Source organism: Streptomyces sp. NPDC001750, assembly GCF_042892615.1.
Lineage (GTDB): Bacteria > Actinomycetota > Actinomycetes > Streptomycetales > Streptomycetaceae > Streptomyces.
Genome location: NZ_JBIAUE010000003.1, coordinates 232798 through 258805 on the forward strand (window position 1 = coordinate 232798; position 26008 = coordinate 258805).

The 26008-nt window shown below is 73.3% G+C and carries 24 protein-coding genes; 7 read left to right on the forward strand and 17 right to left on the reverse strand.

Going from position 1 to position 26008, the window contains the following annotated elements:
• Positions 1–25: 25 nt before the first annotated feature.
• Positions 26–904, reverse strand: a complete 879-nt coding sequence (locus tag ACFYY6_RS07195) for a universal stress protein (protein ID WP_388650576.1) — start codon at positions 902–904, stop codon at positions 26–28.
• Between the two features lie 357 nt (positions 905–1261).
• Here ACFYY6_RS07195 and ACFYY6_RS07200 point away from each other — a divergent pair, with 357 nt between their 5' ends.
• Both ACFYY6_RS07200 and ACFYY6_RS07205 read left to right on the forward strand, forming a co-directional pair.
• Positions 1262–2011: a pyridoxamine 5'-phosphate oxidase family protein gene (locus tag ACFYY6_RS07200; protein WP_351524581.1), complete on the forward strand. Its 750-nt coding sequence runs from the start codon at positions 1262–1264 to the stop codon at positions 2009–2011.
• A gap of 178 nt (positions 2012–2189) precedes the next feature.
• Positions 2190–2906: a response regulator transcription factor gene (locus ACFYY6_RS07205; RefSeq protein ID WP_351524590.1), complete on the forward strand. Its 717-nt coding sequence runs from the start codon at positions 2190–2192 to the stop codon at positions 2904–2906.
• A gap of 98 nt (positions 2907–3004) precedes the next feature.
• Here ACFYY6_RS07205 and ACFYY6_RS07210 read toward each other — a convergent pair whose 3' ends face one another.
• From ACFYY6_RS07210 to ACFYY6_RS07225, 4 genes are all read right to left on the reverse strand, one after another.
• Positions 3005–4723 carry a GAF domain-containing protein gene (locus ACFYY6_RS07210; protein WP_389192045.1) on the reverse strand — a complete coding sequence of 573 codons (1719 nt, stop codon included), beginning with the start codon at positions 4721–4723 and terminating at the stop codon, positions 3005–3007.
• 206 nt (positions 4724–4929) lie between these two features.
• Complete coding sequence (locus ACFYY6_RS07215; RefSeq protein WP_351624597.1) at positions 4930–6108, reverse strand: acyl-CoA dehydrogenase family protein; 1179 nt, start codon at positions 6106–6108, stop codon at positions 4930–4932.
• 133 nt (positions 6109–6241) lie between these two features.
• Positions 6242–7399 carry a methyltransferase gene (locus tag ACFYY6_RS07220; RefSeq protein ID WP_351624599.1) on the reverse strand — a complete coding sequence of 386 codons (1158 nt, stop codon included), beginning with the start codon at positions 7397–7399 and terminating at the stop codon, positions 6242–6244.
• A 91-nt stretch (positions 7400–7490) separates the two neighbouring features.
• The gene (locus ACFYY6_RS07225) at positions 7491–7691 is read right to left on the reverse strand and encodes a hypothetical protein (protein WP_351524585.1); all 201 of its coding nucleotides are present in this window, start codon (positions 7689–7691) and stop codon (positions 7491–7493) included.
• A 265-nt stretch (positions 7692–7956) separates the two neighbouring features.
• On the opposite strand from ACFYY6_RS07225, the gene ACFYY6_RS07230 reads away from it, so the two are divergent.
• Positions 7957–8778, forward strand: a complete 822-nt coding sequence (locus ACFYY6_RS07230; RefSeq protein ID WP_389192048.1) for an endonuclease I family protein — start codon at positions 7957–7959, stop codon at positions 8776–8778.
• A 260-nt stretch (positions 8779–9038) separates the two neighbouring features.
• On the forward strand, positions 9039–9362 hold the full coding sequence (locus ACFYY6_RS07235) for a plasmid stabilization protein (RefSeq protein WP_351524587.1): 324 nt from the start codon (positions 9039–9041) through the stop codon (positions 9360–9362).
• A 102-nt stretch (positions 9363–9464) separates the two neighbouring features.
• Here ACFYY6_RS07235 and ACFYY6_RS07240 read toward each other — a convergent pair whose 3' ends face one another.
• From ACFYY6_RS07240 to ACFYY6_RS07270, 7 genes are all read right to left on the reverse strand, one after another.
• A complete protein-coding gene (locus ACFYY6_RS07240; RefSeq protein WP_386607743.1) occupies positions 9465–11852 on the reverse strand; it encodes a phosphoketolase in 2388 nt (795 codons plus the stop codon).
• 371 nt (positions 11853–12223) lie between these two features.
• Positions 12224–13648, reverse strand: a complete 1425-nt coding sequence (locus ACFYY6_RS07245) for an NADP-dependent succinic semialdehyde dehydrogenase (protein ID WP_386607742.1) — start codon at positions 13646–13648, stop codon at positions 12224–12226.
• A 190-nt stretch (positions 13649–13838) separates the two neighbouring features.
• The gene (locus tag ACFYY6_RS07250) at positions 13839–14348 is read right to left on the reverse strand and encodes an ATP-binding protein (RefSeq protein WP_351520506.1); all 510 of its coding nucleotides are present in this window, start codon (positions 14346–14348) and stop codon (positions 13839–13841) included.
• Positions 14349–14521: 173 nt separating this feature from the next.
• Positions 14522–16621, reverse strand: a complete 2100-nt coding sequence (locus ACFYY6_RS07255; protein WP_389192052.1) for a xanthine dehydrogenase family protein molybdopterin-binding subunit — start codon at positions 16619–16621, stop codon at positions 14522–14524.
• 49 nt (positions 16622–16670) lie between these two features.
• A complete protein-coding gene (locus tag ACFYY6_RS07260) occupies positions 16671–17657 on the reverse strand; it encodes a xanthine dehydrogenase family protein subunit M (protein WP_351520509.1) in 987 nt (328 codons plus the stop codon).
• Positions 17654–18229 carry a 2Fe-2S iron-sulfur cluster-binding protein gene (locus ACFYY6_RS07265; RefSeq protein ID WP_388650569.1) on the reverse strand — a complete coding sequence of 192 codons (576 nt, stop codon included), beginning with the start codon at positions 18227–18229 and terminating at the stop codon, positions 17654–17656. Before ACFYY6_RS07265 ends, ACFYY6_RS07260 begins: the two co-directional genes overlap by 4 nt.
• Positions 18230–18328: 99 nt before the next feature.
• Complete coding sequence (locus ACFYY6_RS07270) at positions 18329–18745, reverse strand: hypothetical protein (protein ID WP_351624610.1); 417 nt, start codon at positions 18743–18745, stop codon at positions 18329–18331.
• Positions 18746–19010: 265 nt separating this feature from the next.
• Between ACFYY6_RS07270 and ACFYY6_RS07275 the strand changes: the two genes are divergently transcribed.
• Positions 19011–19343, forward strand: coding sequence for a DUF6479 family protein (locus ACFYY6_RS07275; protein WP_351520513.1), 333 nt, complete (start codon positions 19011–19013; stop codon positions 19341–19343).
• 149 nt (positions 19344–19492) lie between these two features.
• The gene (locus ACFYY6_RS07280) at positions 19493–20308 is read left to right on the forward strand and encodes a VOC family protein (protein WP_386607739.1); all 816 of its coding nucleotides are present in this window, start codon (positions 19493–19495) and stop codon (positions 20306–20308) included.
• Positions 20309–20332: 24 nt separating this feature from the next.
• Here ACFYY6_RS07280 and ACFYY6_RS07285 read toward each other — a convergent pair whose 3' ends face one another.
• Complete coding sequence (locus tag ACFYY6_RS07285; RefSeq protein WP_351520514.1) at positions 20333–20845, reverse strand: DUF6328 family protein; 513 nt, start codon at positions 20843–20845, stop codon at positions 20333–20335.
• Positions 20846–21191: 346 nt separating this feature from the next.
• Here ACFYY6_RS07285 and ACFYY6_RS07290 point away from each other — a divergent pair, with 346 nt between their 5' ends.
• Positions 21192–21581, forward strand: a complete 390-nt coding sequence (locus ACFYY6_RS07290) for a VOC family protein (RefSeq protein WP_351520516.1) — start codon at positions 21192–21194, stop codon at positions 21579–21581.
• A 167-nt stretch (positions 21582–21748) separates the two neighbouring features.
• On the opposite strand, the gene ACFYY6_RS07295 is transcribed toward ACFYY6_RS07290, so the two are convergent.
• From ACFYY6_RS07295 to ACFYY6_RS07310, 4 genes are all read right to left on the reverse strand, one after another.
• A complete protein-coding gene (locus tag ACFYY6_RS07295) occupies positions 21749–22234 on the reverse strand; it encodes a GNAT family N-acetyltransferase (protein ID WP_351520517.1) in 486 nt (161 codons plus the stop codon).
• Positions 22235–22305: 71 nt separating this feature from the next.
• On the reverse strand, positions 22306–22710 hold the full coding sequence (locus tag ACFYY6_RS07300; protein ID WP_351520518.1) for a DUF1992 domain-containing protein: 405 nt from the start codon (positions 22708–22710) through the stop codon (positions 22306–22308).
• Positions 22711–23018: 308 nt separating this feature from the next.
• Positions 23019–23816 carry a tyrosine-protein phosphatase gene (locus ACFYY6_RS07305; protein WP_351520519.1) on the reverse strand — a complete coding sequence of 266 codons (798 nt, stop codon included), beginning with the start codon at positions 23814–23816 and terminating at the stop codon, positions 23019–23021.
• Positions 23817–23994: 178 nt separating this feature from the next.
• A complete protein-coding gene (locus ACFYY6_RS07310; protein ID WP_351520521.1) occupies positions 23995–25965 on the reverse strand; it encodes an ABC transporter permease in 1971 nt (656 codons plus the stop codon).
• Positions 25966–26008: the final 43 nt, after the last annotated feature.

Sequence of the window (26008 nt, forward strand, 5' to 3'; positions counted from 1 at the left end):
TCGTGCGCGGCTTCGTGAACGCCGTTCAGGAGTGCGGGACGAGCAGGACCGGGCAGTGCGTGTGGTGCAGCACGGCGTGGGTCACGTGCCCGAGCGGAGAGCCGATGTGGTGGGAACGCCGCCGCGCCCCCATGACGATCACGTCGACGTCGGCCGTCTCCCGCACCAGCGCCTCGAAGACGGACCCGGCGCGGACGACCCGTTCGGTCACGGAGAGGTCCGGGAACTCCGCTCGCACGGCCTCGACGAGCCGGGCCGTGGCCCGCGTCCGCTCCTGGGCGAGCCGGGTCGCGCCCTCCAGGACGGTCGCCACGCCCCCGGCGTTCTCGAAGAAGACCCACGCGCTCACCGCCCGCAGCACGGCGCCGTCCCGGTCGGCCAGCCGGGCGGCGGTGCGCAGTGTCTCCCTGTCGCGTTCGTCCCGAGCCGCCACCAGCACGACGCCCGCCCGTTCGCGTTCCTCACCGGGCACGACGACGACCGGGACCGACGCGTGGGCGACCAGGTCGAGCGAGTCCGACCCGACCAGCAGGGGCGCGAATCCCCCGCGCCCCCGCGAGCCGACGACCACCGTGGCGTCGGGGTCCGCCTCGCCGAGCAGACAGGGTGTCGTGCCGTTCTCGCACAGGGTGGTGGTCACCGGGACTGCGGGGGCCAGCCGGCGGGCCGGCCCGGCGGCATCGTCCAGCACCGAGTTCGCGAAGCGCACGATCCGTCGGCGGTCCTCCTCGGAGAGATACAGGCTTCCCCGACCGGTTCCCATGGCGTGCACGATGTGCAGCGCCGTTCCCCGGGCGGCGGCCTCGCCGGCCGCCCATCGCACGGCCCGCAGCGCGTGACCGGAACCGTCGGTGCCGACCACGACCGGCCCTGTCATGACCACGCCCTGCGGAGTGCTGCTCATGGTCCCTCTCCTCGCGTTTCCGCGGCGCTCACCGTTCCTCGGCCCGGGCGTTCCCGCGGCTCGGGCGGCTCCCCGAACCCGGGAGTTTCCGCAGCTCGCACGCGGTCGTCGTGGGCCCGCACGGTCATGCTGTGCCTCCTGCCGGGGCCGCGGCATGGGCCGGGCGGGCGCGAGACCAGGCCGGTCGGCCCATGCGCCGCGCTCCGGGGTGGCGCACCATGGATCCGACGAGGCACATGTGGAACGGCGGAAGGACCCGGGGTACGGCGTCGGGACAGTCGGCGGACCGGAACACCCACGAGGGGCCGGAGCGGATCCCCCGACGGCCGGAACGGATCCACGAAGGACGTGTACGACATGATGCGCGCAGAGAGTCACCCGTCGGGCGAGTGCCGGGAACGGGCCCCTTCGGGAGAGCTGGGCCGCCGGGTGGCGATGCGGCGCGAACAGCTCGGGCTCAGCCGGGAGCAGGTCGCCGAGCGGGCCGGTGCCGCGCCGGGCTACCTCCAGTACGTCGAGGAGCACCAGGCGACACCCGGCATCGGGTTCCTGCTGCGGCTGGCCGAGGCCCTGGAGAGCACGGTGGCCGAGCTGACCGGGTGCACCACCGATCTCCCTCCCGGCCTGGGCCACGCCGGGTATCACACGCAGCTGCTGGAACTCGACCCCCAGGAGTGTCACCTGCTGCTGTCCACGCACGGCGTGGGCCGGGTCGGCACGATGACGGACGACGGACCCACCATCCTCCCGGTCAACTACGTCGTGGACGGCGAGCACATCGCCTACCGGAGCGCCCGCGACTCGCTCCTGACCGCCGTCGCGGGCCGGACGGTCGCCTTCGAGGTGGACCACGTCGACGAGGCACTGAGCCAGGGGTGGAGCGTCCTCGTCGTCGGCACGGCGGCGGCCGTCGACGACCCGGAGGCCGCCCGGCGGCTGGACGAGCACGCCTACACCACGCCCTGGGCCGGCGGCCCGCGGAACGTGTGGCTGACGATCACCCCCACGCGCGTCACCGGGCGGCGCATCCGTGTCCTCGAGAGCCACGCCGCCCCGGGCGGCGGCCACCGGACGGACGGACGGAGCCGGGACGGTGCACGGGCCTGAACTCCGTCGCGCGGAGGGCCCGCCGCCATCGCGGGGTGCGGCGCGGGCCGTCCGGCCGCCGCGGGACCCGTTCGGCCCTGGTGTGCCGCTCCCGGCGCGGACCACGATGAGTGAGGACGGATCCGCACCGCCCGCGGGCAGCGGGCCCGTACCGCCCGTCGACGACGAGGAGGGCGCCATGGGCACGGAGTCCGGGTGCTCGGCGGAGAGGCCGATCCGTGTGTTCCTGCTCGACGACCACGAGGTCGTCAGGCGCGGGGTGCAGGATCTGCTGGACGCGGAGCCGGACATCGAGGTCGTCGGCGACGCGGGCACAGCCGATCACGCGCTGGCCCGCGGCCCGGCACTCCGCCCCGACGTCGCGATTCTCGACGTGCGGCTGCCGGACGGCGACGGCATCACGGTCTGCCGTGAACTGCGCTCCCGGATGCCGGAGCTGGCCTGTCTGATGCTCACCTCGTTCGACGACGACGAAGCGCTGCTCGACGCCATCATGGCCGGCGCGGCCGGTTACGTGCTCAAGGAGATCAAGGGCTCCGACCTCGTCGCCGCCGTCCGCACCCTGGCCTCCGGGCGCTCCACCCTCGATCCGGCGACCACGGCCCGGCTGATGAACAGCCTGCGCGACGAGGAGTTCGGCGCCGAATCCGCACAGGACGACGCGCTGTCGGGGCTTTCGCCGCGGGAGAAGGACGTCCTCGCCCTGATCGGCGAGGGACTGACCAACAGCCAGATCGGCAAACGCCTCTATCTGTCCGAGAAGACGGTCAAGAACCACATCTCGCGTCTCCTGGCCAAGCTCGGGGTCGAGCGGCGTATCCAGGCGGCCGTGATCGCGGCGCACACCGCGGACTCCACCCCGACCGCCGGTGGTGCGGGGCACCGCCGACGATGACCGTGGTCCCGGGACGCTCCCGGGGCCGTCGGGGGGCGGGTCATCAGGACGGGAACACCCGCGGGGAGGCCGTCGGAGCGGGCACGGCACGGCGGGCATCAGGGCTGTCGCAGCGGTACCCGCCAGCTCAACCGGGTGCCGTCGCCCCGCCCCGACGGTCCCACGTCCATCTCGCCGCCCAGTTTCTCCGCACGCCGCGCCAGGTTGTCGAGCCCGCTCCGGGAGACCCCGTGCCCGGGCATCCCGATCCCGTCGTCGGACACGACGAGCGTCAGCCGCCCGTTGCCCACTGTCAGTGAGACGTCCACCGCCGCGGCCCGCGCGTGACGCGCGACGTTGGTCAGGGCCTCGCCCAGGACCGCGGTCACCTGCTCGGCGACATCGGCCGGAACGTCCGTGTCGATCAGCCCGGCCATGCGCAGGGACGGCTGGAACCCGAGGGTGCGGGCGGACTGCTCGACCGCCCTCGCCGTCCTGACGCGCAGTCCCTGCCCGGTCCGGCCCGGGTCACGGGCGCGGAGCCCGAAGATGGTCGACCGGATGATCTTGATGGTCTCGTCCAGGTCGTCCACCGCGCGCAGCAGCCGTTCGCTCGCCTGCGGCTGTTCCACGAGGCGTACCACGCTCTGCAGGGTCATGCCGGTGGCGAACAGCCGTTGGATGGCCAGGTCGTGCAGGTCCCGGGCGATGCGGTCGCGTTCCTCCAGCAGGGCGATCTGCTCGGCGGACTCGCGCCGCTCGGTGAGCTCCATGGCCAGGGCCGCCTGTCCGGCGAATGCCAGCAGGGGCGCGGTCTCCGTCTCCGTGAAGACGGGGCTGCCGCGTGCCCGGGCCAGCAGCAGCACCCCGCACGTCCGCCTGCCCGTGGCCATGGGGACGGCGACCGCGGGGCCGAGACCCGCCCGCCGCAGGGGTCCGCCGGTGATCCTCGGGTCGTGCGCGATGTCGGGGCTCGTGAGGGGCTCACCGCCGTCGAGCGCGGCCCCGGCGAACGATCCCTCGCACGGCAGGACCAGGCCGCGGTACCGCTCGGCGTCCGGACCGGACGCCAGGGCCACACGGACGGAGTGTCCCCCGGAGGGAAGCGCCAGGATGCCGAGATCGGCGGCGAGAATGCGCAGGGAGCGGTCGACGATCATCCGCCGGACGTCGGCGTCGTCGGCGCCGCCCAGCAGTCCCGCGACGATCTCGTTGCCCGCCTCCTGCCAGCGTTGGCGGTCACGCGTGCGTGCGTACTCGCGGGCGTTCTCGATGGCGACCCCCGCCGCCACCGCGAGCGTCGACAGAACGGTCTCGTCCTCCGCGTCGAATTCGCGCCCGCCGCGCTTCTCGGTGAGGTACAGATTGCCGAACACCTCGTCGCGGATCCGGACGGGCACCCCCAGGAACGAGCGCATCGGGGGGTGGTTCGGCGGGAGTCCGTAGGACGCGGGATGCCCGGAGAGCTCCGCGAGCCGCAGCGGCCGGGGACGGCGGATCAGCTCGCCGAGGATGCCGTGCCCCTCGGGCAGCGGGCCGATGGCCTCGCGCGCCTCGTCCGTGACGCCCACGGTCAGGAACTGGGTGAGCCGGGTCCCCTCCCCGACCACGCCCAGGGCCCCGTACTCGGCGTCGACCACGACGACGGCGGCCTCGACGATGCGGCGCAGCACCAGCGACAGGTCGAGCTCCCGCCCGACCGACATGACGGCCTCCAGCAGCAGGGCCGCCTCGGCGGGGCCGCGCTCCACGGCGTCGAGGCGGCCCTGGAGATCCTCGGGCAGCGTGCTCAGCCGACGGCGTTCCCCACCGCGGTGTTCAGTCCCGGTGTCGCCCACGGTGCCTCCGTCCTGCCCCCACGGCTACGGGGCCGGCCACACCTCCACGTTAATCTCCGTACGCCGATCGGCATCCGGTACGCGGCACCGCCCCGTTCCCGCGGCTTCCCGGCGCGGACCGCCGGGAGACCTCCGCGCCGTCCGGGGGCGGCGGTCACCGCACGCGCATCGCCGTGCACGGTACGCACGCCGCCGTACGCGCGGGCTCACCTCCGTACGCGCGGCATCCCCAGCCCGATCCACGAGATGATCTCCCGCTGGATCTCGTTGTTGCCGCCGCCGAAGGTGAAGACGACGGCGGACCGGTAGCCGCGTTCGAGTTCGCCGTGCAGCACGGCGCCCGCCGAGCCCTCCTTGAGGGGGGCCGCCGATCCGACCACCTCCATCAGCCAGGCGTAGGCGTCGCGCCGCGCCTCGGAGCCGTAGACCTTGACGGCGGAGGCGTCCTGCGGGGTGAGGGTTCCGTCCTGGACGGCGGACACCATCCGCCAGTTGAGCAGCCTCATGGCGTCGAGCCTGGCATGGGTGCGGGCGAGGAGCGCGCGGACCCAGCCGAGGTCGACGACGCGGCGGCCGTCGGCGATCCGGGTGTCCGTGGCCCAGCGCTGGACGTCGTGGAGGGCGCGGACGGCCATGGTGCCGTGGGCGGCGAGGGTGACGCGTTCGTGGTTGAGCTGATTGGTGATCAGCCGCCAGCCCTTGTTCTCCTCGCCGACGCGGTGGGAGACCGGGACGCGCACGTTCTCGTAGTAGCTCGCGGTGGTGTCGTGGGAGGCGAGGGTGTTGATCAGCGTGCAGGTGTAGCCGGGGTCGGTGGTCGGGACGAGCAGCATGGTGATCCCCCGGTGCGGGGGCGCGTCCGGGTCGGTGCGGACGGCGAGCCAGATCCAGTCCGCGGTGTCGCCGTTGGTGGTCCAGATCTTCTGCCCGTTGACGACGTACGTGTCGCCGTCGCGCACGGCCCGCGTCCTGAGCGCGGCGAGGTCGGTGCCCGCGTCGGGTTCGCTGTAGCCGATGGCGAAGTCGATCTCGCCGGAGAGGATCTTCGGCAGGAAGTAGCGCTTCTGCTCGTCGGTGCCGAACTGCATGATGGTGGGACCGACGGTGTTGAGGGCCATCAAGGGCAGCGGCACGCCCGCCTGGGCCGCCTCGTCGAAGAAGATGAACTGTTCCCTCGGGCTCAGGCCGCTGCCGCCGTATTCCACGGGCCAGCCGGCGCCGAGCCGGCCGTCGGCGCCCAGGCGCCGGATGGTCTCGCGGTAGAACTTCTTCTGCGCCGCGGGGTCGGTGTGGCGGACAAAGGCGTTCTCGGGGACCAGTTCGGCGAAGTACGCACGCAGTTCGGCGCGCAACTGCTGCTGCTCAGGCGTGTATGCGAGGTGCACGGCCCCTCCAGGAGTCTCGCGGTCGCGTCGCTCGTGTGCGGCGGCGCACACAGTAGAACGTGTTGCAAGAATCCGGAAGGGGCGGCGCAGGCCCGACGCGGGCGTCGCTCGACGGCGCGCACCCGACGGGCGGTCAGCGCTTGACGGCGCGCAGGACGACGAACTTCGGGTTGCCCGCGACGGTGGCGCAGTCGCCGAAGATGCGGCGCAGCCGGATGTGGTGGCCGAGGTGCCGGTTGCCGACGACCCACAGCTCGCCGCCCGGACGCAGCGCGGCGTGCGCTCCCCGGAACATGGCGCGGGCCGTCGCGTCGGTGGTGGCCTGGTGGGAGTGGAACGGCGGGTTGTTGAGCACCAGGTCCACGCTGCCCGGCGGTACGTCCGTGAGTCCGTCGCCGACCACGAAGTCGGCCTCGGCGCCGGGTCCGGCGTTGGCCCGGAAGGTCTCCTCGGCGGAGGCGACCGCCTGGTACGACTCGTCGATGAACGTGACCCTCGCCTCGGGGTTGGCGAGCGCGGCGGACAGCCCGACGACGCCGTTGCCGCAGCCGAGGTCGACGACCCGGTCCGGGCCGCTGCGCGCGGGGAGGTGGCCGAGGAAGAAGCGGGTGCCGATGTCGAGGCGGTCGGCGCAGAAGACCCCGGCGTGGTTGGTGACCGTCCGGCCGGAGGCCGGGCCGATGCCCTCGGGCAGGGTGTGGCGGAGCGGCCAGGGACTGGGCGTGCGCGCCTTCGCCGGATCGGGTGTGCAGAAGATGAGCCGGGCCTTCCTGACCGCCAGCGAGGTGCGGGTCGGGCCGATGATCCGCTCGAAGAGGGCGAGCGTGGAGGTGTGGATCTCCTTGACCATGCCGGTACCGATGACGACGGTGCCGGCGTGGACGGCCGGGGCGAGCCGGTGCAACTGGTCCTCCAGGAGAGCGAGGCTCTTGGGGACGCGCACCAGCAGGACGTCGACGCGGTCGGGCGGCGCGTCCCTGGTGGACAGCAGGCGCACGGCGTCCGCTCCGATGCCGTTGCGTTCCAGATTGGCGCAGGTCGCGCGCTGGGACAGGAAGGAATCGGTGATCAGCGCGGGACGGTGGGCCGCCAGGGCGGTGCCCAGGGCGCCCCAGCGGTCGCCCACCACGACCACGGTGCCCGACAGTCCGACCGGCTGCGTTCCGTCGGCGCCCTCCAGCCGCCGCAGCAGATACTCGTCGGCGGCGTCCCAGGCACGGAACGGATCGCGCGGGTCCTCGGGGAAGCGGGCCAGCTCGTATCCGGCCTCTGACGTCGTCAAACGGTTCATCGTGCACCCAGGCTAGCCGAGCGCGGGGAAGCGCCCCTCACGCTCCCCGCCGCCGGCTCCCGGGTGCCGCCGCGCCGGAGCGGGCCCTGCGCTACGGCAGCACCTTGTCGATCGCCGAACGGCCTTCCCGGGCGAGCCTGCGCTCGGCCCATCGGAGGTTCTCCGGAGTCAGGTCCCGCCCGGAGGCGAGCACCAGGTCCTCCGGGGTCGGTTCATCGCTCCCACCCGTGTGCAAGAGGCTGTCGGGGGTCACTCCCCCGGCCAGGGATACGGATTCGGGCTCGTCGCTCATGCCGCCTCCTCGTCCTTTCCGACATTCTCGCGCCGCGCCCGGTCCGGCGCATCCCATGCCCACGGGCGCCCCGTCCACCACCCTGCCCGGCCCGCACAGGAGGCATCACTTGACCTGCACATGATAGGTACACAGCGTTCACACCATGGTCACGGTGCGTGTGGAAGGCTCCCGCTGACCGACCCACCACACGTCCGCCGCTGCGCCGTCCCCACCCCCGTGACCGGTGTCGCGGCGCCCGTCCTTCCGGAGAGGACACCCCCACATGTCCCGTCTTCACCTTCGCCACCGGCGCCCGCTGCTGGCGACGTTCGCCGCGTTCGCGGTGCTCGCCGGCACCGCGGCCACCGCGCCCGCGGCCACCGCCCGGACCACCCCCGCCGCCGCACCGCTCCAGACCCTGGACGACACGTACTACCAGGACGCGATGGGCAAATCCGGCACCGCGCTCAGGAACGCGCTGCACACGATCATCAGCAAGCAGACCAAGATCTCCTACAGCCAGGTCTGGGACGCGCTGAAGAACACGGACCAGGACCCCGCCAACTCCTCCAACGTGGTCCTCGTCTACTCCGGCCGCTCGATATCCAAGAACAGCAGCGGCGGCTCGGTCGGACAGTGGAACCGCGAGCACGTCTGGGCCAAGTCCCACGGCGACTTCGGCACCGCCACCGGCCCCGGGACCGACATCCACCACCTGCGCCCGGAGGACGTCCAGGTCAACTCCATCCGCGGCAACAAGGACTTCGACAACGGCGGCAGCCCGGTCAGCGGGGCCCCGGGCAGCTCCACCGACAGCGACTCCTTCGAGCCGCGCGACGCGGTCAAGGGCGACGTGGCCCGCATGATCCTCTACATGGCGGTGCGCTACGAGGGCGGCGACGGCTTCGCCGACCTCGAACCCAACGAGCGGGTGTCCAACGGCTCGGCCCCGTACATCGGCCGTCTCTCCGTACTCAAGGCGTGGAGCCAGGAGGACCCGCCGGACGCCTTCGAGAAGCGGCGCAACGACGTCATATTCGACCAGTACCAGCACAACCGGAACCCGTTCATCGACCACCCCGAGTGGGTCGGGTCCATCTGGTAGGCGCCCGCCGGACGCGTGACCGCCGACGAGCCACCGGGCAGCCCGTCGGCGGCCGCGCCCCGTCCGCGGCCGGGGAAGCGACCGCTCCGCGCGCTCCCCGCACGGGGACGGCCGTTCGGCACGGGCGCGCGGGCGGCCGACGCCCACAGGCGTGCGGGTCCCCGGGGCCGCTGGGAGACTGGGATGGTCCCCGACGGGCACGGGAGAAGCCCCCCGCGAAAGGCCCCGGGGGCGAATCCCCCGAGAGGAGTGAGCGCACCATGCCACGCGGATCGAACGCCAAACGGGAACGGCAGTACGAGCACATCAAGGAGAGCGCGCAGGAGCGCGGGGTCGGCGAGGAACGGGCGGAGGAGATCGCGGCCCGTACGGTCAACAAGGCACGCGCCCGAGCGGGCGAGTCGAGGACCGCGAGCCGGACGTCCACCGAGGACATGTCGTCGTCCCGGCGCGGCGGTCTGCGCTCCCACAGCGGGGCGGCGGGTCCCACCCGCGACCAGCTCTACGAAGAGGCGAAGAAGAAGAACATCCACGGGCGTTCGAACATGACGAAGGACGAACTGGCCCGGGCTCTCGGTCGCTGAGCACACGTCGTCGGGGCCGGGCCGCGCGGCCCGGCCCCCTCGCGTCCGCCTCACCGGCTCATGCACGTCGGGGGCGGACGCGCGTCGACGGTCCCGGGCGCGTCAGCCGCCCCAGGTCCATTCGGCCACCTCGGGCAGGTCCACACCGTGCTCCCGGATCCAGTCGTGGTGACGGATGCGGGCGTCGGCCATCGCCTGGCGCACCGCCACGGCCCGCACGCCCAGACCGGGCACCCGGTCGATCACGTCCATCACCAGCCGGTAGCGGTCCAGGTCGTTGCGGACCACCATGTCGAACGGTGTCGTGGTGGTGCCCTCCTCCTTGTAGCCCCGCACATGGAGATGCGCGTGACCGGCCCGCCGGTAGGCCAGCCGGTGGATGAGCCACGGATAGCCGTGGTACGCGAAGATCACGGGGGTGTCCCGGGTGAACACCGCGTCGTACTCCGCGTCCGGCATGCCGTGCGGATGCTCGTCGCGGGGCAGCAGCCGTGCCATGTCGACCACGTTGACCACGCGTACGGCCAGGTCCGGCAGGTGACGCCGGAGCAGGTCGGCGGCGGCCAGCGTCTCCAGAGTGGGAACGTCACCGGCGCAGGCGAGCACCACGTCCGGTTCGCGGGAGCCGCCCTCGGTGCCCGCCCACTCCCAGACCCCGGCTCCCCGGGCACAGTGCGCGCGGGCCTGGTCCAGGGTGAGCCAGTCGTGGCTCGGCTGCTTGCCGGCCACGATCACGTTGACGTAGTCGCGGCTGCGCAGCACGTGGTCGGCGACGGAGAGCAGCGTGTTGGTGTCCGGCGGCAGGTAGACCCGGACGACCTCGGGGCTCTTGTTGAGGACGTGGTCGACGAAACCGGGGTCCTGGTGGGAGAACCCGTTGTGGTCCTGACGCCAGACGTGCGAGGTGAGCAGGTAGTTGAGGGAGGCGATGGGGCTGCGCCAGGTCAGCCTGCGGGCGGTCCTGAGCCACTTGATGTGCTGGTTGACCATCGAGTCGACGATGTGCGCGAACGCCTCGTAGCAGGAGAACAGCCCGTGCCGGCCGGTGAGGAGGTACCCCTCCAGCCAGCCCTGGCACAGGTGCTCCGAGAGCACCTCCATGACGCGGCCGTCGCGCGCGAGGTGTTCGTCCGTCGCCAGGATGCGCTCCTGCCATGCCTTGCCGGTGGCTCCGTAGAGGGCGTCGAGCCGGTTCGAGGCCGTCTCGTCGGGACCCACCACACGGAAGTCGCGGCGGGCGGCGGTCGCGGCCATCACAGCCTCCAGGAGCCCGCCGAGCACGCGGGTCGGCTCGTGCAGCACGGTGCCGGGCTTGTCGACGGCGACGGCGTGCTCCTCCAGCGGCGGGAGGGGCAGCTCGCGCAGCAGCAGCCCGCCATTGGCGTACGGGGTCGCTCCGAGGCGGGCGTCGCCGTCGGGCACGCAGTCGAGCACCTGCGGGGTGGGGCGGCCCGACGCGTCGAAGAGTTCCTCCGGCCGGTAGGAACGCATCCACTCCTCCAGTTGCCGCAGATGGCCGGGGTTGTCCCGGACACCGGCGAGCGGCACCTGGTGGGAGCGCCAGGTGCCCTCGACGGGCACGCCGTCGACCTCGGCCGGGCCGGTCCACCCCTTGGGGGTACGCAGCACGATCATCGGCCAGTGGGGCCGTTCGGCGGTGGCGCCGGTGCGGGCGGCGTCCTGGATCTCCCGGATGCGGTCGACGGCCCGGTCCATGGCCGCGGCCATCGCCCGGTGGACGGTGAGCGGGTCGTCGCCGCCGACGTAGAGGGGGTCGTGCCCGTATCCGCGCAACAGCGCGTCGAGCTCGGTCTCGGGGAGGCGGGCGAGGACCGTCGGGTTGGCGATCTTGTAGCCGTTGAGGTGGAGGACCGGGAGGACGGCACCGTCGTGCACCGGGTCGAGGAACTTGTTGGAGTGCCAGGACGCTGCCAGCGGCCCGGTCTCGGCCTCACCGTCCCCGACGACGCAGGCGACGAGCAGGTCCGGGTGGTCGAACGCGGCACCGTAGGCATGGGTGAGGGCGTAGCCGAGTTCACCGCCCTCGTGGATGGACCCGGGGGTCTCCGGCGCCACGTGGCTGGGCACCCCGCCGGGGAAGGAGAACTGCTTGAACAGCCGCCCCATCCCGGGGGCGTCCCGGCCGATGTCGGGGTACCTCTCCGAATAGGTGCCCTCCAGCCAGGAGTTGGCGAGCACGGCCGGGCCGCCGTGGCCGGGTCCCCAGACGCACAGGCCCTGGACGCCGCGGGACTTGATGATCCGGTTGAGATGCGTGTGGACCAGGTTGAGTCCCGGCGAGGTGCCCCAGTGGCCGAGCAGACGCGGCTTGATGTGCTCGCGGGCGAGCGGTTCGGTCAGGAGCGGATTGGCCATGAGGTAGATCTGGCCGACGGCCAGGTAGTTGGCGGCCCGCCAGTGTGCGTCGAGTGCGGCGATCTCCTCGTCGGAGGGTCCGGGTGTCGCTGCCGGGTGGGCGGCATGACTCATCTGCTTCTCCTAAGGGCTGTCCCGTAATCCCTGGCGGGCGTGCGACGACAGCTACGGCACCTCGCCGCGTTGTCGGAACGTCCACATACATCCAGTATGCGGACGTCCCTCTGCCTTGCGATGCACCGCATCCGACGCCGCACGCTGATCCACCAGGGATTACGGGACAGCCCTTAGATCGTGTCCGGCGCGGGGCGCCGTCCGCCGCCCGCACGGCGAGGTGCGGGCGGCGGACGGCGGGCGTGACCGCGAGGCGGAAGATCAACCTCGTACGGACATACTCGGACGAATCCTTCGCCACGGCGAGCGTGCGGGGCGAGGAGTCGTCCGCCGGGCCCCGCGCGGGACGGAACACGGCTCCGGAGCGCGGCCTACCCGGATGCCCCGACGGACTCCGGGCCGTACCAGACCGTGGTCGTGTTGCAGAACTCGCGGATGCCGTGACCGGCGAGCTCGCGCCCGTAGCCGGAACGCTTCACCCCGCCGAAGGGCAGCGCGGGGTGGGACGCCGTCATGCCGTTGAAGTAGACGCCGCCCGCCTCCAGGTCGCGCACGCAGCGGCGGGCCTCCGCCGCGTCGCGGGTCCACACGTTGGAGCTGAGGCCGAACGAGCTGTCGTTCGCGAGCGCCATGGCCTCGTCCAGCGACTCCACGCGGTAGAGCGTGGCGACGGGTCCGAAGGTCTCCTCGCGGTGGATGCGCATGGCGGGGGTGACGCCGGTGAGGACGGTGGGTGCGTAGAACCAGCCGTTCTCCAGCTCGGGGCCGAGTCCCTCGGGCCGGCCGCCGCCGCACAGCACTTCCGCGCCCCGCCGTACCGCGTCGTCCACCAGCTCCTCCAGGTCGGCGCGGCCCCGTTCGCTGGCCAGGGGGCCGATGTCGGTGGACTCCCGCATCGGATCGCCGACCGTCAGGGCGCGCATGCCCGCGGTGAACCGCTCGGCGAACTCCTCGTAGACCCCGGCGTGCACGATGAATCGCTTGGCCGCGATGCAGGACTGGCCGTTGTTCTGCGTCCGGGCGGTCACGGCGGTGCGTGCCGCCGCGGCGACGTCCGCCGACGGCAGGACGAGGTACGGGTCGCTGCCGCCCAGTTCCAGCACGGTGCGCTTCACCTCGTCGCCGGCGATCGACGCGACCGAGCGCCCGGCCGGTTCGCTGCCGGTGAGGGTGGCGGCGGCGACCCGGGGGTCGCGCAGGACCGACTCGACCGCGCCGGAACCCACGAGCAGCGTCTGGAAGCACCCTTCCGGGTATCCGGCCCGGCAGAACAGGCCCTCCAGGTACAGGGCCGTCTGCGGAACGTTGGACGCGTGCTTGAGCAGGCCGACGTTCCCGGCCATCAGCGCGGGAGCGGCGAACCGCACGACCTGCCAGAGCGGGAAGTTCCACGGCATCACGGCGAGGACGACGCCCAGCGGGCGGTGGCGGACGAAGGCCCTGGTGGCACCGGAGTCCGCCACGTCGGCCGGAGCGGGGTGCTCGTCCGCGAGGAGCTCCTCGGCGCGCAGCGCGTACCAGCGCATCGCCTTGGCGCATTTGGCGGCCTCCGCACGGGCCGCCGCGAAGGGTTTGCCCATCTCGGTGGTCATGGTGCGCGCGATGTCCTGCTGGTCCTCGTCGAGGAGGTCGGCGGCCAGGCCGAGCAGTTGGGCCCGTTCCTCGAAATCGGTGGTGCGCCAGTGCCCGAACGCGGCGTGGGCGGCGGCGAGCCTCTGCTCGATCTCCGCCGCTCCCAGCGCCTCGAACGTTCGGAGCGTCCGGCCGTTCGCGGGGTTGACCGTCGCGATGGGCATGGCTGTGCTCTCCTTGCCTCGGTACTTCGACCGTGCCGCGCCATGCGCCGTACCGCAACGCGGGACCCCTCCCGGACCGGCGCGCCTCCTCACCGGAATGCCGGACCGGCGCGGAGCCCGCGCGCGGGGCGCGCCGTCCGCGCCGGGGCGCGTCCCGGCCGAGCCGGTGGTCCGGATCCCGGGGCCCGACTCAAGCGAGGGCGGGGGCGGCGTCGGCCGTCGTGGTGACGCCGGCGGGGGCGTCCACGACGGCGACCGGTGGGCGGCGGAACTCACGCCCTCCGGGCAGCGGCGCGGTCGGCATGGTCCCGGCGGTGCGCGGGTCCTTCGCGTACCGGGTGAACCACACGACCTTGCCCTCGTCGGTGCGGCAGGTGCCCCAGCTGTCGCTGAGCGCCATGACCCGGCCGAGACCACCGCCGCCGCCGTCGAGCAGCCGCGGCATCTCGGTGCCGCCGTCGGCGACGGAGACCGTGAGATGCCGCCCCGACCAGCGCAGTTCGACGACGCAGCGGTCGTGGTCACCGACATGCCGGTGGACGTTGGTGAGCAGTTCCTCCACGCCCCGGCACACCGGACGGACGTGGAGTTCGAGACTCCAGTGGCGGAGGTGCGCGGCGACGATGCGCCGCACCTGTGATACACGCTCTGCCGAAACCTGGAATTCGACCAGATAGTGCCGGTCGATCTGAACGGTCATCGTCGAGGCTCCTCACATCGGGGCCCACTGACTTCGCCTCATCGAAACCAATGACCCCCCGAACACGAAGAGTGAGCGGATGTCACTTCTGGGTCACTCCACAGAGTGGCCCGTTGGAGCGGCCCCCGCAACACGGGGACGGAGCCCCGGCCGCACGGCGGGGCCCTTCCGGATCAGAGCAGGTACGGCAGCAGCGTGTCCGGGGTGAGCGGCAGAGTCCGCAACCGGACGCCGGTGGCGTGCCGGACCGCGTTGCCGACGGCCGCCGCCGCGCCCACGATGCCGATCTCGCCGATGCCCTTGCTGCCCATCGGGTTGAGGTGGGGGTCGTCCTCGTCGATCCACTGCGCCTCGATCCACGGCACGTCGGCGCTGACCGGCACGTGGTAGGAGGCCAGGTCGGTCTCGGTGAAGTCGCCGAAGACGGGGTCCAGTGCGCTCGCCTCGGTCAGGGCCATGCCGATGCCCATCGTCATTCCGCCGATGAACTGGGAGCGCGCGGTACGGGGATTGAGGACGCGTCCGGCGGCGAAGACGCCGAGCATCCGGCGCACCCGCGTCTCGCCGGTGCGCGAGTCGACGGCGACCTCCGCGAAGTGCGCGCCGAACGCGTGCCGTGCGTAGGGGGATTCCTCGGAGACGTCCCGCCCGGTGTCGGCGTGGGCCGTCAGCCCCTCGGGGAGAAGGGGGCCCGTGCGCTCGTGGAGCAGTCGCAGGAGGGCGGTGGACGCCTTGTGCACGGCCCAGCCCCACGAGGCGGTTCCCGAGGAACCCCCGGCCAGGGAGGCGTCGGGCAGGTCGCTGCTGCCGATGTCGATCCGTACGTTCGTCACCGGAGTGCCGAGCGCGGCGGCCGCGATCTGCGCGAGCACGGTACGGGCTCCGGTCCCGATGTCGGTGGCGTTGACGCGGACGTGGTACGAGCCGTCGGGTGCCGCGTGCGCGGAGGCGGCGGAGGGCATGACGTACACGGGATAGGTGGCGGAGGCCACGCCCGTGCCGATGAGCAGCGGCCCCTCCTCGCGGACGGCGGGGCGCGGATCGCGGTCACGCCAGCCGAAGCGTGCGGCCCCCTCCTCCAGGCAGGCGGCGAGGCCGCGGCTGCTGAAGGGGCGCCCCGAGTCGGGCTCGTCCACCGGGTCGTTGCGCAGACGGAGTTCGACCGGGTCCATGCCGAGGGCCGAGGCGAGTTCGTCCATGGCGGACTCCAGCGCGTACATGCCCGGCGCCTCGCCCGGGGCGCGCATCCAGGACGGGCTGGGCACGTCCAGGGCCGCGACGCGGTGGGTGGTGCGGCTGTGCCCGGATCCGTACATCACCCGGGTGGGGACGGCCGCCTGCTCCACGAACTCCTTGACGGTGGAGGTGTGGGTGACGACCTCGTGGACGATCGAGGTCAGGGTGCCGTCGTCCTCGGCGCCGAGCCGGATCCGCTGCACGGTGGGCGCGCGGTGGCCGACGACGGCGGCCAACTGGCGGCGCGGCAAGGCGACCTTGACGGGGTGTCCGGTGTGCCGCGCGGCCATGGCGGCCAGCACGGTCTGCGGGCGCGGGGTGCCCTTCGAGCCGAAGCCCCCGCCGACGTGCTCGGCGACCACGGTGATCTGCTGCGGGCGGAGCCCGAACGCTGCGGAGAGGCTGTCGCGGACCGTGGTGGAGCCCTGGCTGGAGTCGTACACGGTCAGGTGGCCGTCGTCGGTCCATCGCGCGGTGGTGGCGTGCGGCTCCATGGGGTGGTTGTGCAGGGGGCCGACGGTGTAGGTGGCGTCGATCTGGATGGGCGACGTGGCGAAGGCGCGATCGGCGTCGCCGCGCTCCCGTACGGCGGGGTAGCCGCCGTTGACGGTCTCGGGCGTGTAGAGGCCGGTGTGCTCGGCGGTCAGCAGGACGTCGTGCGGGGCGGTCGCGTAGGAGATCCGCAGCGCCTCGGCCCCGGCCCGGGCCTGTTCGAGCGTGTCGGCGACGACGAGCGCCACGTACCAGCCCCGGTGCGGGACCCGGTCGTCCTGGAGGACGGCGAGGGTCGGGTCGTCCGGTTCCTTCAGCGCGGGGGCGTTGTCGTGGGTGAGGACGGCGTGCACCCCGGGCAGGGCCAGTGCCTCCTCTGCGCCGACGGCGGTGACGCGGCCGTGGGCGATCGTGGCCGGGACGGGCCACCCGTACAGGCAGCCCGGCGGGGTGTGCTCGGCGGCGTAGCGGGCGGCGCCCGTGACCTTGTCCCGGCCCTCGCGGCGGACGACGGGGCTGCCCAGTGGTGACGGGGCCTGGCTCATGACGGGTCCTCATGTCTGCGGATCGGTGTGTCGGCGTGACCGCGATCGGTCAGCCGTCGGCGGCGAGTTCGCTCAGCGCGTCGACGGCCAGGCTGTGGGCGAGGCCCACCTTGAACGCGTTGTCGCGCAGGGGGCGGGCCCCGGCGAGTTCGGCGTCCGCGGCCCGGGCGAAGGTCTCCTCGGTGGCGGGCGCGCCGCGCAGCACCCGTTCCGCGGTGCGGGCCCGCCAGGGCCGGTGGGCGAGGCCCCCGAAGGCCAGTGCCGCGTGGGCGATCCGTCCGTCGCGGACGCTCAGCACGGCGGCGACGGAGGACAGGGCGAAGGCGAACGAGGCGCGATCGCGGGCCTTGCGGTAGACGGAGCCCGCGCCGTCCGGAACGGGCGGCAGGACCACATGGGTGACGAGTTCGCCCGCCCGGAGCTCGGTGTCCCGGTCCGGGGCGTCGCCGGGCAGCCGGTGGAAGTCCGTGGCCGGTACGGTCCGTTCGCCGTCCGGCCCGTGCAGGAGGACGGTGGCGTCGAGGGCGGCCAGGGCGACGGCCATGTCGGACGGCTGGGTGGCGACGCAGTGCTCGGAGTGGCCGAGCACGGCGAGATCGCGGTGGGCGCCCTCGCGGGCCGGGCAGCCGGTGCCGGGTTCCCGCTTGTTGCACGGCTTGGAGACGTCCTGGAAGTACGGGCAGCGGGTGCGCTGGAGCAGGTTGCCACCGGTGGTGGCGGTGTTGCGGAGCTGCCCGGAGGCACCGGACAGCAGCGCCTGCGACAGGGCCGGGTAGCGGCCGCGCACGGCGGGGTGTGCGGCCAGATCGCTGTTGCGCACGGTCGCGCCGATGCGCAGGCCGCCGTCGTCGGTGCCGGCCACCTCGGTCAGGGGCAGCCGGCTGATGTCGATGAGCAGGCGGGGGGTCTCCACCCCCAGCTTCATCAGGTCGACGAGGTTGGTTCCGCCGCCGAGGAATCGGGCGCCGGGGTGGGCGGCGTGCTCGCGGACCGCCTCGGCGGCGGTGCGGGCGCGGAGGTAGGCGAAGGGTCTCACGGCGCCACGTCCTCGATCGCCTCGACGATGCGGGGATAGGCGCCGCAGCGGCACAGGTTGCCGCTCATCCGTTCGCGGATCTCGGCCGCGTCCAGCGGGGCCGGGACGGCCAGGGGGGCGGTGCGCGCGGTGGCGTGGGACGGGAAGCCCTCCGCCGCCTCGCCGAGCATGCCGACGGCGGAGCAGATCTGGCCGGGTGTGCAGTAGCCGCACTGCAGGGCGTCCCGTTCCAGGAAGGCTTCCTGGAGGGGGTGGAGCCGGTCGCCGTCCGCGAGTCCCTCGACGGTGGTGACGCGGGCGCCGTCGTGCGCCACGGCCAGCAGCAGGCAGCTGTTGGCGCGGCGGCCGTCGACGATGACGGTGCACGCCCCGCACTGTCCGTGGTCGCAGCCCTTCTTCGCGCCGGTGAGGCCGAGGTGCTCGCGCAGGGCGTCCAGGACCGTGGTGCGGTGATCGAGCGTCAGCGTCCGCTCCGTTCCGTCGACGTACAGCGTCAGTGTGGACCGGTCGACGGTCGTGTCCGTCGCTCCCGGCTGCCCCGCGCCATCGTCCCGCCTGTGTGAGGGATCCACTCGCCCGCACCTTTCAGAAGTGGGCTTTTGCCCGTTTTGTACCAGATGGAATGGCGCTTCCCGGCCCATTGCTCCGTAGCGGGGCCTCGTCCGGCCGCACTACCGGGCTCCCCCGCCCGCCGCACCGCCGCCCCGGTTCTCCAGACGGAGGCGCACTTCCTCCTCCTGGTCCCCGGAGACGGTTCCGACGACCCGTACGTCGAAGGCGTGCGCCAGGCTCCGCCGGAGCCGTTCGACCGCCCAGTAGCCGCCCTGCACGTCGAGCGAGACGGGCGCGCCGAGCGGCGCCGGTCCCGAGACCACCCGCTCCTCGGTGACGTCGACGGTCGCGGTCCATGCCGTGGGACGCTTCTCCGCGAGTTTCCTCGGCACGTCGACGGAGGCCCGGTCGGTGGTGAAGGCGGCCCGCAGCGCGTCGAACACCATCCGCGCGTCGCCGGTGTCGCAGCCACTGATGACGACCGAGACGTCCCGGCCGTGCAGGCCCTCGTCGGCCCGCTCCTCGATGGTGTTCACCGTGGTTTCCTCCGCTCCGCGTGCTGCACGGGCCCCGCGCCGGGGCCCGCGGACTGGGGTCCTCTCCAGGCTCACCCCGCGGCCGGACGACGGCGACACGAGCGGACCACCGGACGCGCACACCGGACGGAGCGGCCCCGCGTCGGCCGCCCGGCATTCGGGCCGCCACCTGGGAAACGAAACTCTTTTAAGGTTTATATCCACTCAAAATATGAATTCGTGGCCATGACCGACTGGTGCCTGCTCCTCGGGGTATCGGGGAGGCATGGACGTATCGAACGGAGACATCGGCTCACTGGCCCTCCTCCTCGCCGACGGGCGGGGCGCCACCGGGTCGGTGATGGGCATCATCGGCATCGCGCTGGTGGGTGTGCTGATCGGCGCGGTCTGGCTGGGCAGGAGGCGCCGGCTCCAGGAGCTTCCGCCGCCCCGGCCCGAGGAGCAGCCGCCGCGGCCCGACCACCGCGCCCACATCGAGCAGCGCGATGTGCACGGCGACGACAGCTTCCCGCCCGACGGCAGGGGGCTGTCCCCCTACGAGCTCGGGGACCACGGGAGCGAGACCATCCGGCACGAGACCGACGAACGACGCGACTGACACGCGCCCCACCCCGCCGGACGCCGCGCGGGACGCGGTGCGCGCGGCCCTCGCGTGTTGCGGGAGCGATCGGCCGCGGAGAGGCTGGGGTGGCCCCCGAGGGCCGGCGCGCACGCGCCGCCCGAACGACCGATGAAGGCAGTGGGACCATGACCGCAAGCCGCCCCGGGGCGGTGTCGATGCCGGCGCCGCTGACCGGGTCCGCAGCGCCCTGCTGGGTCAATCTCATGACCCGCGACCTGGAATCGGCGCAGCGCTTCTACTCCGCCGTGCTGGACTGGTCCTTCCGGCCGGGCCGGCTGGGGCTGGAGTTCTCCGTCGCGCGCCGGGGGAACGTGCCGGTCGCCGGCATCGGCGCGGTGGCGACCGCCTATCGCGTGGCGGTGGCCTGGACCCCCTATTTCTCCGTTCCCGACGCCGACGCGGCGGCGGCGCGCATCCGTGAGCGCAGCGGCACGGTCGCGGTGGGGCCGCTCGCCTTCGGAAAGGGGCGCGGCGCACTGGCGGCGGACCGCGACGGCGCGGTGTTCGGCATCTGGGAGCGCACGGAGCCCGCCACGTCGCCGCCCGCCCCGGACGGCCATTCGCACGCCTGGCTGAGCCTGCACACCAGGAACGCCTTCGACGCGGCGATCTTCTACGGCGAGGTGCTCGACTGGGCCAGCGGGCGGCCCGGATGCTGCGAGGTGTCGTACGAGAAGGACGAGGTCGTCGTCGACTGCGCCGGGCGCCGACTGGCCCGGATCAGCTCGGGCGCGGTGGAGGCCGCCCCCGATCCGCTGGTCCGCCCGCACTGGCAGGTCCACTTCCCCGTCGCCGACGTGGACGCGGCGGTCGAGGCGGCGCGCCGGCACGGCGGGAGCCTGGTCGAACGGCTCTCGCCGGGGCAGGGCGGCGAGGCGATCCTGCTGGACCCGGACGGCGGCCTCTTCACGGTCACCGACGCCCGGGGCCCCGCCGCGTGACGACCGGGGCACTCCGGACGGCGGTCACCCCTCCTGCTCGGACGCGGAGCGGGCGAGCAGCCGGGCCGGGACGACGAGCCAGCAGATCAGGAACCACAACGCCATCGCGCCGACGAGCCACGGTGCGACCGCGTCGTGCAGGGCCACCCGCAGGACGAGCAGCAGCGCGGAGCACATCGTGCAGAACAGCAGGACGAGACCGAGCACGGTCAGCCGGGCCGCCAGGGTGACCGTCTGCGGCTTGAGCCGTCGTCCCGTGAGCATGCGGTGGTACGACACGGGGCCGATCAGGGCGGCCGCTGTGGCGGATCCCAGCATCACCGTGACCACGTAGATGGTGCGGTCGGCGGCCGACAGCTCCGCGAAACGCGGCTGGAAGACGACGGCGAGCAGCAGACCGAACAGGATCTGGACACCGGTCTGGGCGACCCGCAGCTCCTGGAGCAGTTCGGCCCATTGCCGGTCCGCCCGCTCGTCGGGCGTCTCGTGGCGCCCCGTGCCGGGGCCCCCGCCTGCGGGAGGTGGAGTGGAGGTCACCGTGGGACACCGTCCGGATGCGTGGAGTACGTGGGTCCACCGTACAACCTCGCCCACGATTGTCAGCGGCGTCGCGGTGTCCGGGACCTCAGCCTCCGGCGTTGTCGTCAGTTGTCGACGCTCCGCGTCGGCTCCCTCCGCCTTGGCTTCGAAGGCCCCCCGGACACCGCGCCTTCTCCCACCGCCAATCGTGGGCGAGGTCGTTAGGTCTTTCCGCCGAGATCCCGGTGGAGCCTCGACGGCCGGACCGGTCCCGCCTAGGCTTTCGAACACGGCATCGCGCGTCGGTCACCGGCCGGGTGAGGCGTGGAGGTGCCCGTGAGATGCCCGTTGGAGGCATTCCACAGTGTCTGTCGAGTTGAATCACACCATCGTCCACGCCCGGGACAAGCGCGAGTCCGCCGAGTTCCTGGCGGACATACTGGGCCTTGAGGTCGGCGAGGAATGGGGTCCGTTCATCCCGCTCGCCACCGCGAACGGGGTCACCCTGGACTTCGCGACCGTCCCCGAGGAATCGATCGCCATGCAGCACTACGCCTTCCTCGTCTCGGAGCCGGAGTTCGACACGGCGTACGCCCGCATCAAGGAGCTCGGGCTCACGTACTACGCCGATCCGCACCGGGAGCGCCCGGGCGAGATCAACCACAACGACGGCGGCCGGGGCGTCTACTTCCTCGATCCCTCCGGTCACGCGATGGAGCTCATCACACGCCCGTACGGAGGCTTCCCCTCGTAACGTCCGCGACGCCTCTCCCCCGTGGCACGCACGCGGTGCGTGGCACGTGCGGGGCGGATACGCGACCGGGGCCCGGTCGGGGGTCGTGCGACCCCGGCCGGGCCTTTCCGCATCGGTGGCGGCCGGCGCCGCGTGCCGCGTCCGCGGAGGGCACCCTCCCCGAAGGATCAGGCGACCGGCAGCAGCAGTTCGGGGCGGTCCCACATCACGGCGGGCGGGGCCGCCGCGCGGGTGCCGGTCCGCCGGGCGCCCATGCTCCGGTAGAAGCCCTCGGCCGGCGGGTGCGAGACGACGTGGACGCCGGTCAGGCCCGTGCGCCGCGCCTCGTCGCGCAGATGCCCGATGAGCAGCCGCCCGATGCCGAGGCCCTGGGCCTCGTCGGCGACGAACAGGAGGTCGAGCTCCGGCGGGTCGAGGATCAGCGCGTAGAAGCCGAGGACCCGGTCGTCGGCGTCGACGGCCGCGAAGACGCGATGGTTCTCGATGTAGTCGGCCCCGACCCGGTATCCGGCGACCATGGCGGCGTAGGGCCCCTCGTAGGCGCGGGAGGTCCTCACTATTCGGGTGAGCCGCCGGGCGTCCCGCGCGGTCGCGCGCCTGACGCGCACACCCTCCCGCGTTCCGCCATCCGGGCGCGTAATACCTGAATTCATGTACAGATCATTACATACTGGGCCGCGCCCGCCCCCGCCTCCGGGCCTCGCCCGGCGCACGGACGACGGGCTCAGGAGGGGCGGTGCGCCGCGCGCCACTCCTCGACCATGGCCTCGATGTCGAACGGTTCGAGGTTGAGCAGGGGCCCGGGCGGCGGCCTGCGGACGGCCGCCCGGATCTTCTCGTCGACCTCCGTCAGCAGGCGTCGCACCTCCGCCTCCGTCCGCGCCCGGGAGACGGCTTCCCGTACGTCCTCCGCCTCCTTGCGCAGCGCCAGCGCGGGCGGGAGCACCGACACCCCCTCCCGCCGCAGCTTCCGCTTGATCCACCAGTCCTCGTCGTAGGGAGCCGCGAGGCCGTCGATCGGCCGCCCGAATCCCGGCAACCGCGAGATGTCGTCGCGCTGTTCGGATTCGCGGATCTGCTTGTCGACCCAGGACTCGAAGCTCACGCCCGGGGGCTTGCGTTCGGTCAAGGCGACCCCTTCCGGAGGCGATGCGGTCCGGCACCTCTCACGATACCCACGGGACCGGCGCGCCTTTGCCCCCTCGCGCGCGGCGTGGCCGGTCGTGGCGCCGACGCCCGGGTTCGGTGCGCGCGCCCCCAGGGCGTGTTGCGAAAGTCCCGTCCGGCCCGTGACGCCCGGCGCGCAGCGCGCCGTCGAGCGACACCCGGTCGGGAGGGCGGTCCTTCCCGATCACGAGAACCAGATACGAGATACGCCGAGGGGGTATGAAGTCAGTCCGGGTGCGCGACCCTCGCCATCGGGTACCCGCGGCCCGCTCAGGCGGGGACGACCAGCCCGTCACGCAGCCGCTCCACCGCAGCCCGCGGAATCCTCAGGCCGTCGCGCACATAGCCGTCGAGTCCGCCCCAGCGCTCGTCCATGGCGTCGAGCGCCACGTCGAGGTAGCGGGGACGGACCTCGACGATCGCGGAAGCGATCTCCGGGTCGCCCCCGGCGTCGAGGAAGCTCCGCACATAGGGCGCGCAGGTTCCCCACGCGACGCGGTTCACGGCGAGGAACTCGGCCCGCGCCGCCTCGCGCGACGCGCCGAGCAGCATGAGGAGCAGCACGGCGGCCCAGCCGGTGCGGTCCTTGCCCGTCGTGCAGTGGAACAGCACCGGGCGGGCGCGGTCGTCGGCCGCCGTCTCCACGAAGGCCCGGTAGGCGGCGGACGCGCAGGGCGAGAGCACCATCCGCCGGTAGGACCCGGCGAACACCTCCTCCGCCTTCCCGTCCCCCAGCAGCCGGTCGGCCGCCGCCGGGTCGGCGAGCAGGGCACGCAGACGGGCGGGCGCGAGACCGGGGTTGTCACCGAGCACATCGGCGACGAACAACCGCGCGCCGGGCGGCAGCCGGTCGGGGGCCGCCGCGCGCTCGTCGGCGGTCCGCAGGTCGACCACGGTGCGGATGCCGAACGCGGCGACCGCCGTGTCGCGTTCGATGTCGAGTTCACCCAGCCCGCCGGAGCGCAGCACGGCACCGGGCCGGACGAACCGGTCGGGCCCCACGGCGATCCCGCCCAGGTCCCGCAGATTGACGACGGTGGACGCCGGGACGGCTCTGGCGGTCTCCACGATGGACTTCCCCTTCACCCGGCGCCTGTCAGAACGTGCGTCAGAAATAGTCATGTATGACCGTTTCCAACGTCGCACGCGGTCGGGGATTCGACAAAGGAAAACGCCGCAGGGGCGCCGATCGGGGAACGGCCGGGGCCGGGTCGTCCGTGCGGTGCACACCCGGGCCCCGGTCCCGTCACAGGGGGACGACGGTGACCTCGGTCGCCTTGACGACGGTCCACACGGACGTACCCTCGCCCAGCCCCAGCTCGCCCGCCGCCTCGGGGGTGATCTCCGCGACGAGGTCGGGCGCCTCGTCCGAGTCGACCACCAGCCGGATCCGGCTTCCCGTGGCGGTGAGTTCGCGCACCGTTCCGGGCCAGACGTTCCGGGGGCTTCCCCCGGGCCTGACGCGGTGCACGGACACCGCCTCCGGCGCGATGACCGCGAGGGCCGTCGTCCCCTCGGGAAGCGGGTCCGCGACGACCAGGCGGCCGCCGCCCGCGAGGCCGAGCGTGCCGTCGGCCGCCGCGGTGCCCGGCCAGGCGTTGCGGCCGAGCATCCGGGCGACCCAGGGCGAACGCGGATGCCGGGTCACCTCGGCCGGGGGCGCGTACTGGAGGGTGCGGCCCTCCTCCAGCACGAGCACCCGGTCGGCGAGCGACACCGCCTCGACGGGGTCGTGGGTGACGATCAGGCAGACGCCGCCGAACCCGGCGAGATGGGTGCGCAGGGTGTGGCGGACATGGGCCCGGGTGGTCTGGTCGAGCGCCGCGAGCGGCTCGTCGAGCAGCAGCAGCCGGGGGCGGGCGGCGAGGGCGCGGGCCAGTGCCACGCGCTGGGCCTGTCCTCCGGAGAGCTGGGCCGGTCTGCGGTGGGCGAGCCGGCCGACGCCCAGGCGGTCGAGCCACTGCTGGGCCTCGCGACGGGCGTCGCCCCGGGGGACGCCGCGGGCGCGGAGCCCGTACGCCGTGTTCGACAGCGCGGTCAGATGCGGGAAGAGGGCGCCGTCCTGCGGCACCCAGGCGACCTGACGGCGGTGCGGTGGCTGCGCGGTGACGTCGGCGGCACCGAGGCGCAGCACGGCCCGGGAGCGGCGGGTCAGGCCGAGGAGCGCGCGCAACAGGGTGGTCTTGCCCGCGCCGTTGGGCCCGACGACGGCGATCGTCGTGCCGGGACCGGCATCGAGGGTGAGCCGGTTGAAGCCGGTGACGTCGGCGTGCAGCGGGCAGTCCTCCCGCGGGGCCCGAACCGGAGCCGGGGCCGGGTGCTCCCGTCGGCCCGGGGCGCCGGGCGGAGTGCCCGGCGCCTCCGCACCGCGCGCGTCGTCGGGCAGGGGCGCGGGGGCGCGCCGGCGGTCGCGGGGCGTGCCGGTCCAGCGTCCGCGCAGGGCGACGAGTACGGCCATGGCGATGGCGAGGAGCAGGAGCGAGACCGAGGTGGCGGCCTCCGGGGAGTCCTGGAGGAGCAGGTACACCTGGAGGGGCAGGGTCTGCGTGGTGCCGGGCAGGTTGCCCGCGAACGTGATGGTCGCGCCGAACTCGCCCAGCGCCCGCGCCCAGGTGAGCGCGGCCCCGGCGGCGAGCCCGGGGGCGACCATCGGGAGCGTGACGGTCAGGAAGACCCGGATCGGTGAGGCCCCCAGGGAGGCCGCGGTCTCCTCGTACGCGGGCCGCAGACCGGCCAGTGCCCCTTCGAGGCTGATGACGAGGAACGGCATGGCGACGAAGGCCGCCGCGACCACCGCGCCCGAGGTGTGGAACGGCAGGGTGACACCGAACGTGCCCTCCAGCCAGGGCCCCAGCACACCCCGGCGGCCGAAGCCGAGGAGGAGCGCCACGCCTCCGACCGTGGGCGGCAGCACCATCGGCAGCAGGACCAGTGAGCGCACGAACCCCTTGCCGGGGAAGTCCACCCGCGCCAGCAGCCAGGCCAGCGGAACCCCGAGCAGCAGCGACAGGCCCAGGGCCCAGAACGAGACGAGCAGGGACAGCCCGAGCGCCTGGGTGACGCCCGGGGAGGTGAGATGGGTGCCGAGATCGGCCCAGGGGGTGCGGGCCAGGATGCCGATCAACGGGATCATCAGGAACGCGACGGCGAGCAGCGCGGGCAGCGCCAGGGCGACGGGGGTGCGCGCGCCGGAAGGGCGGCTGCGGAGGGCTCTCATCGGGGGTTCCCGGGGCGGTGTCGGCACGGATGCCGCCCGGTCC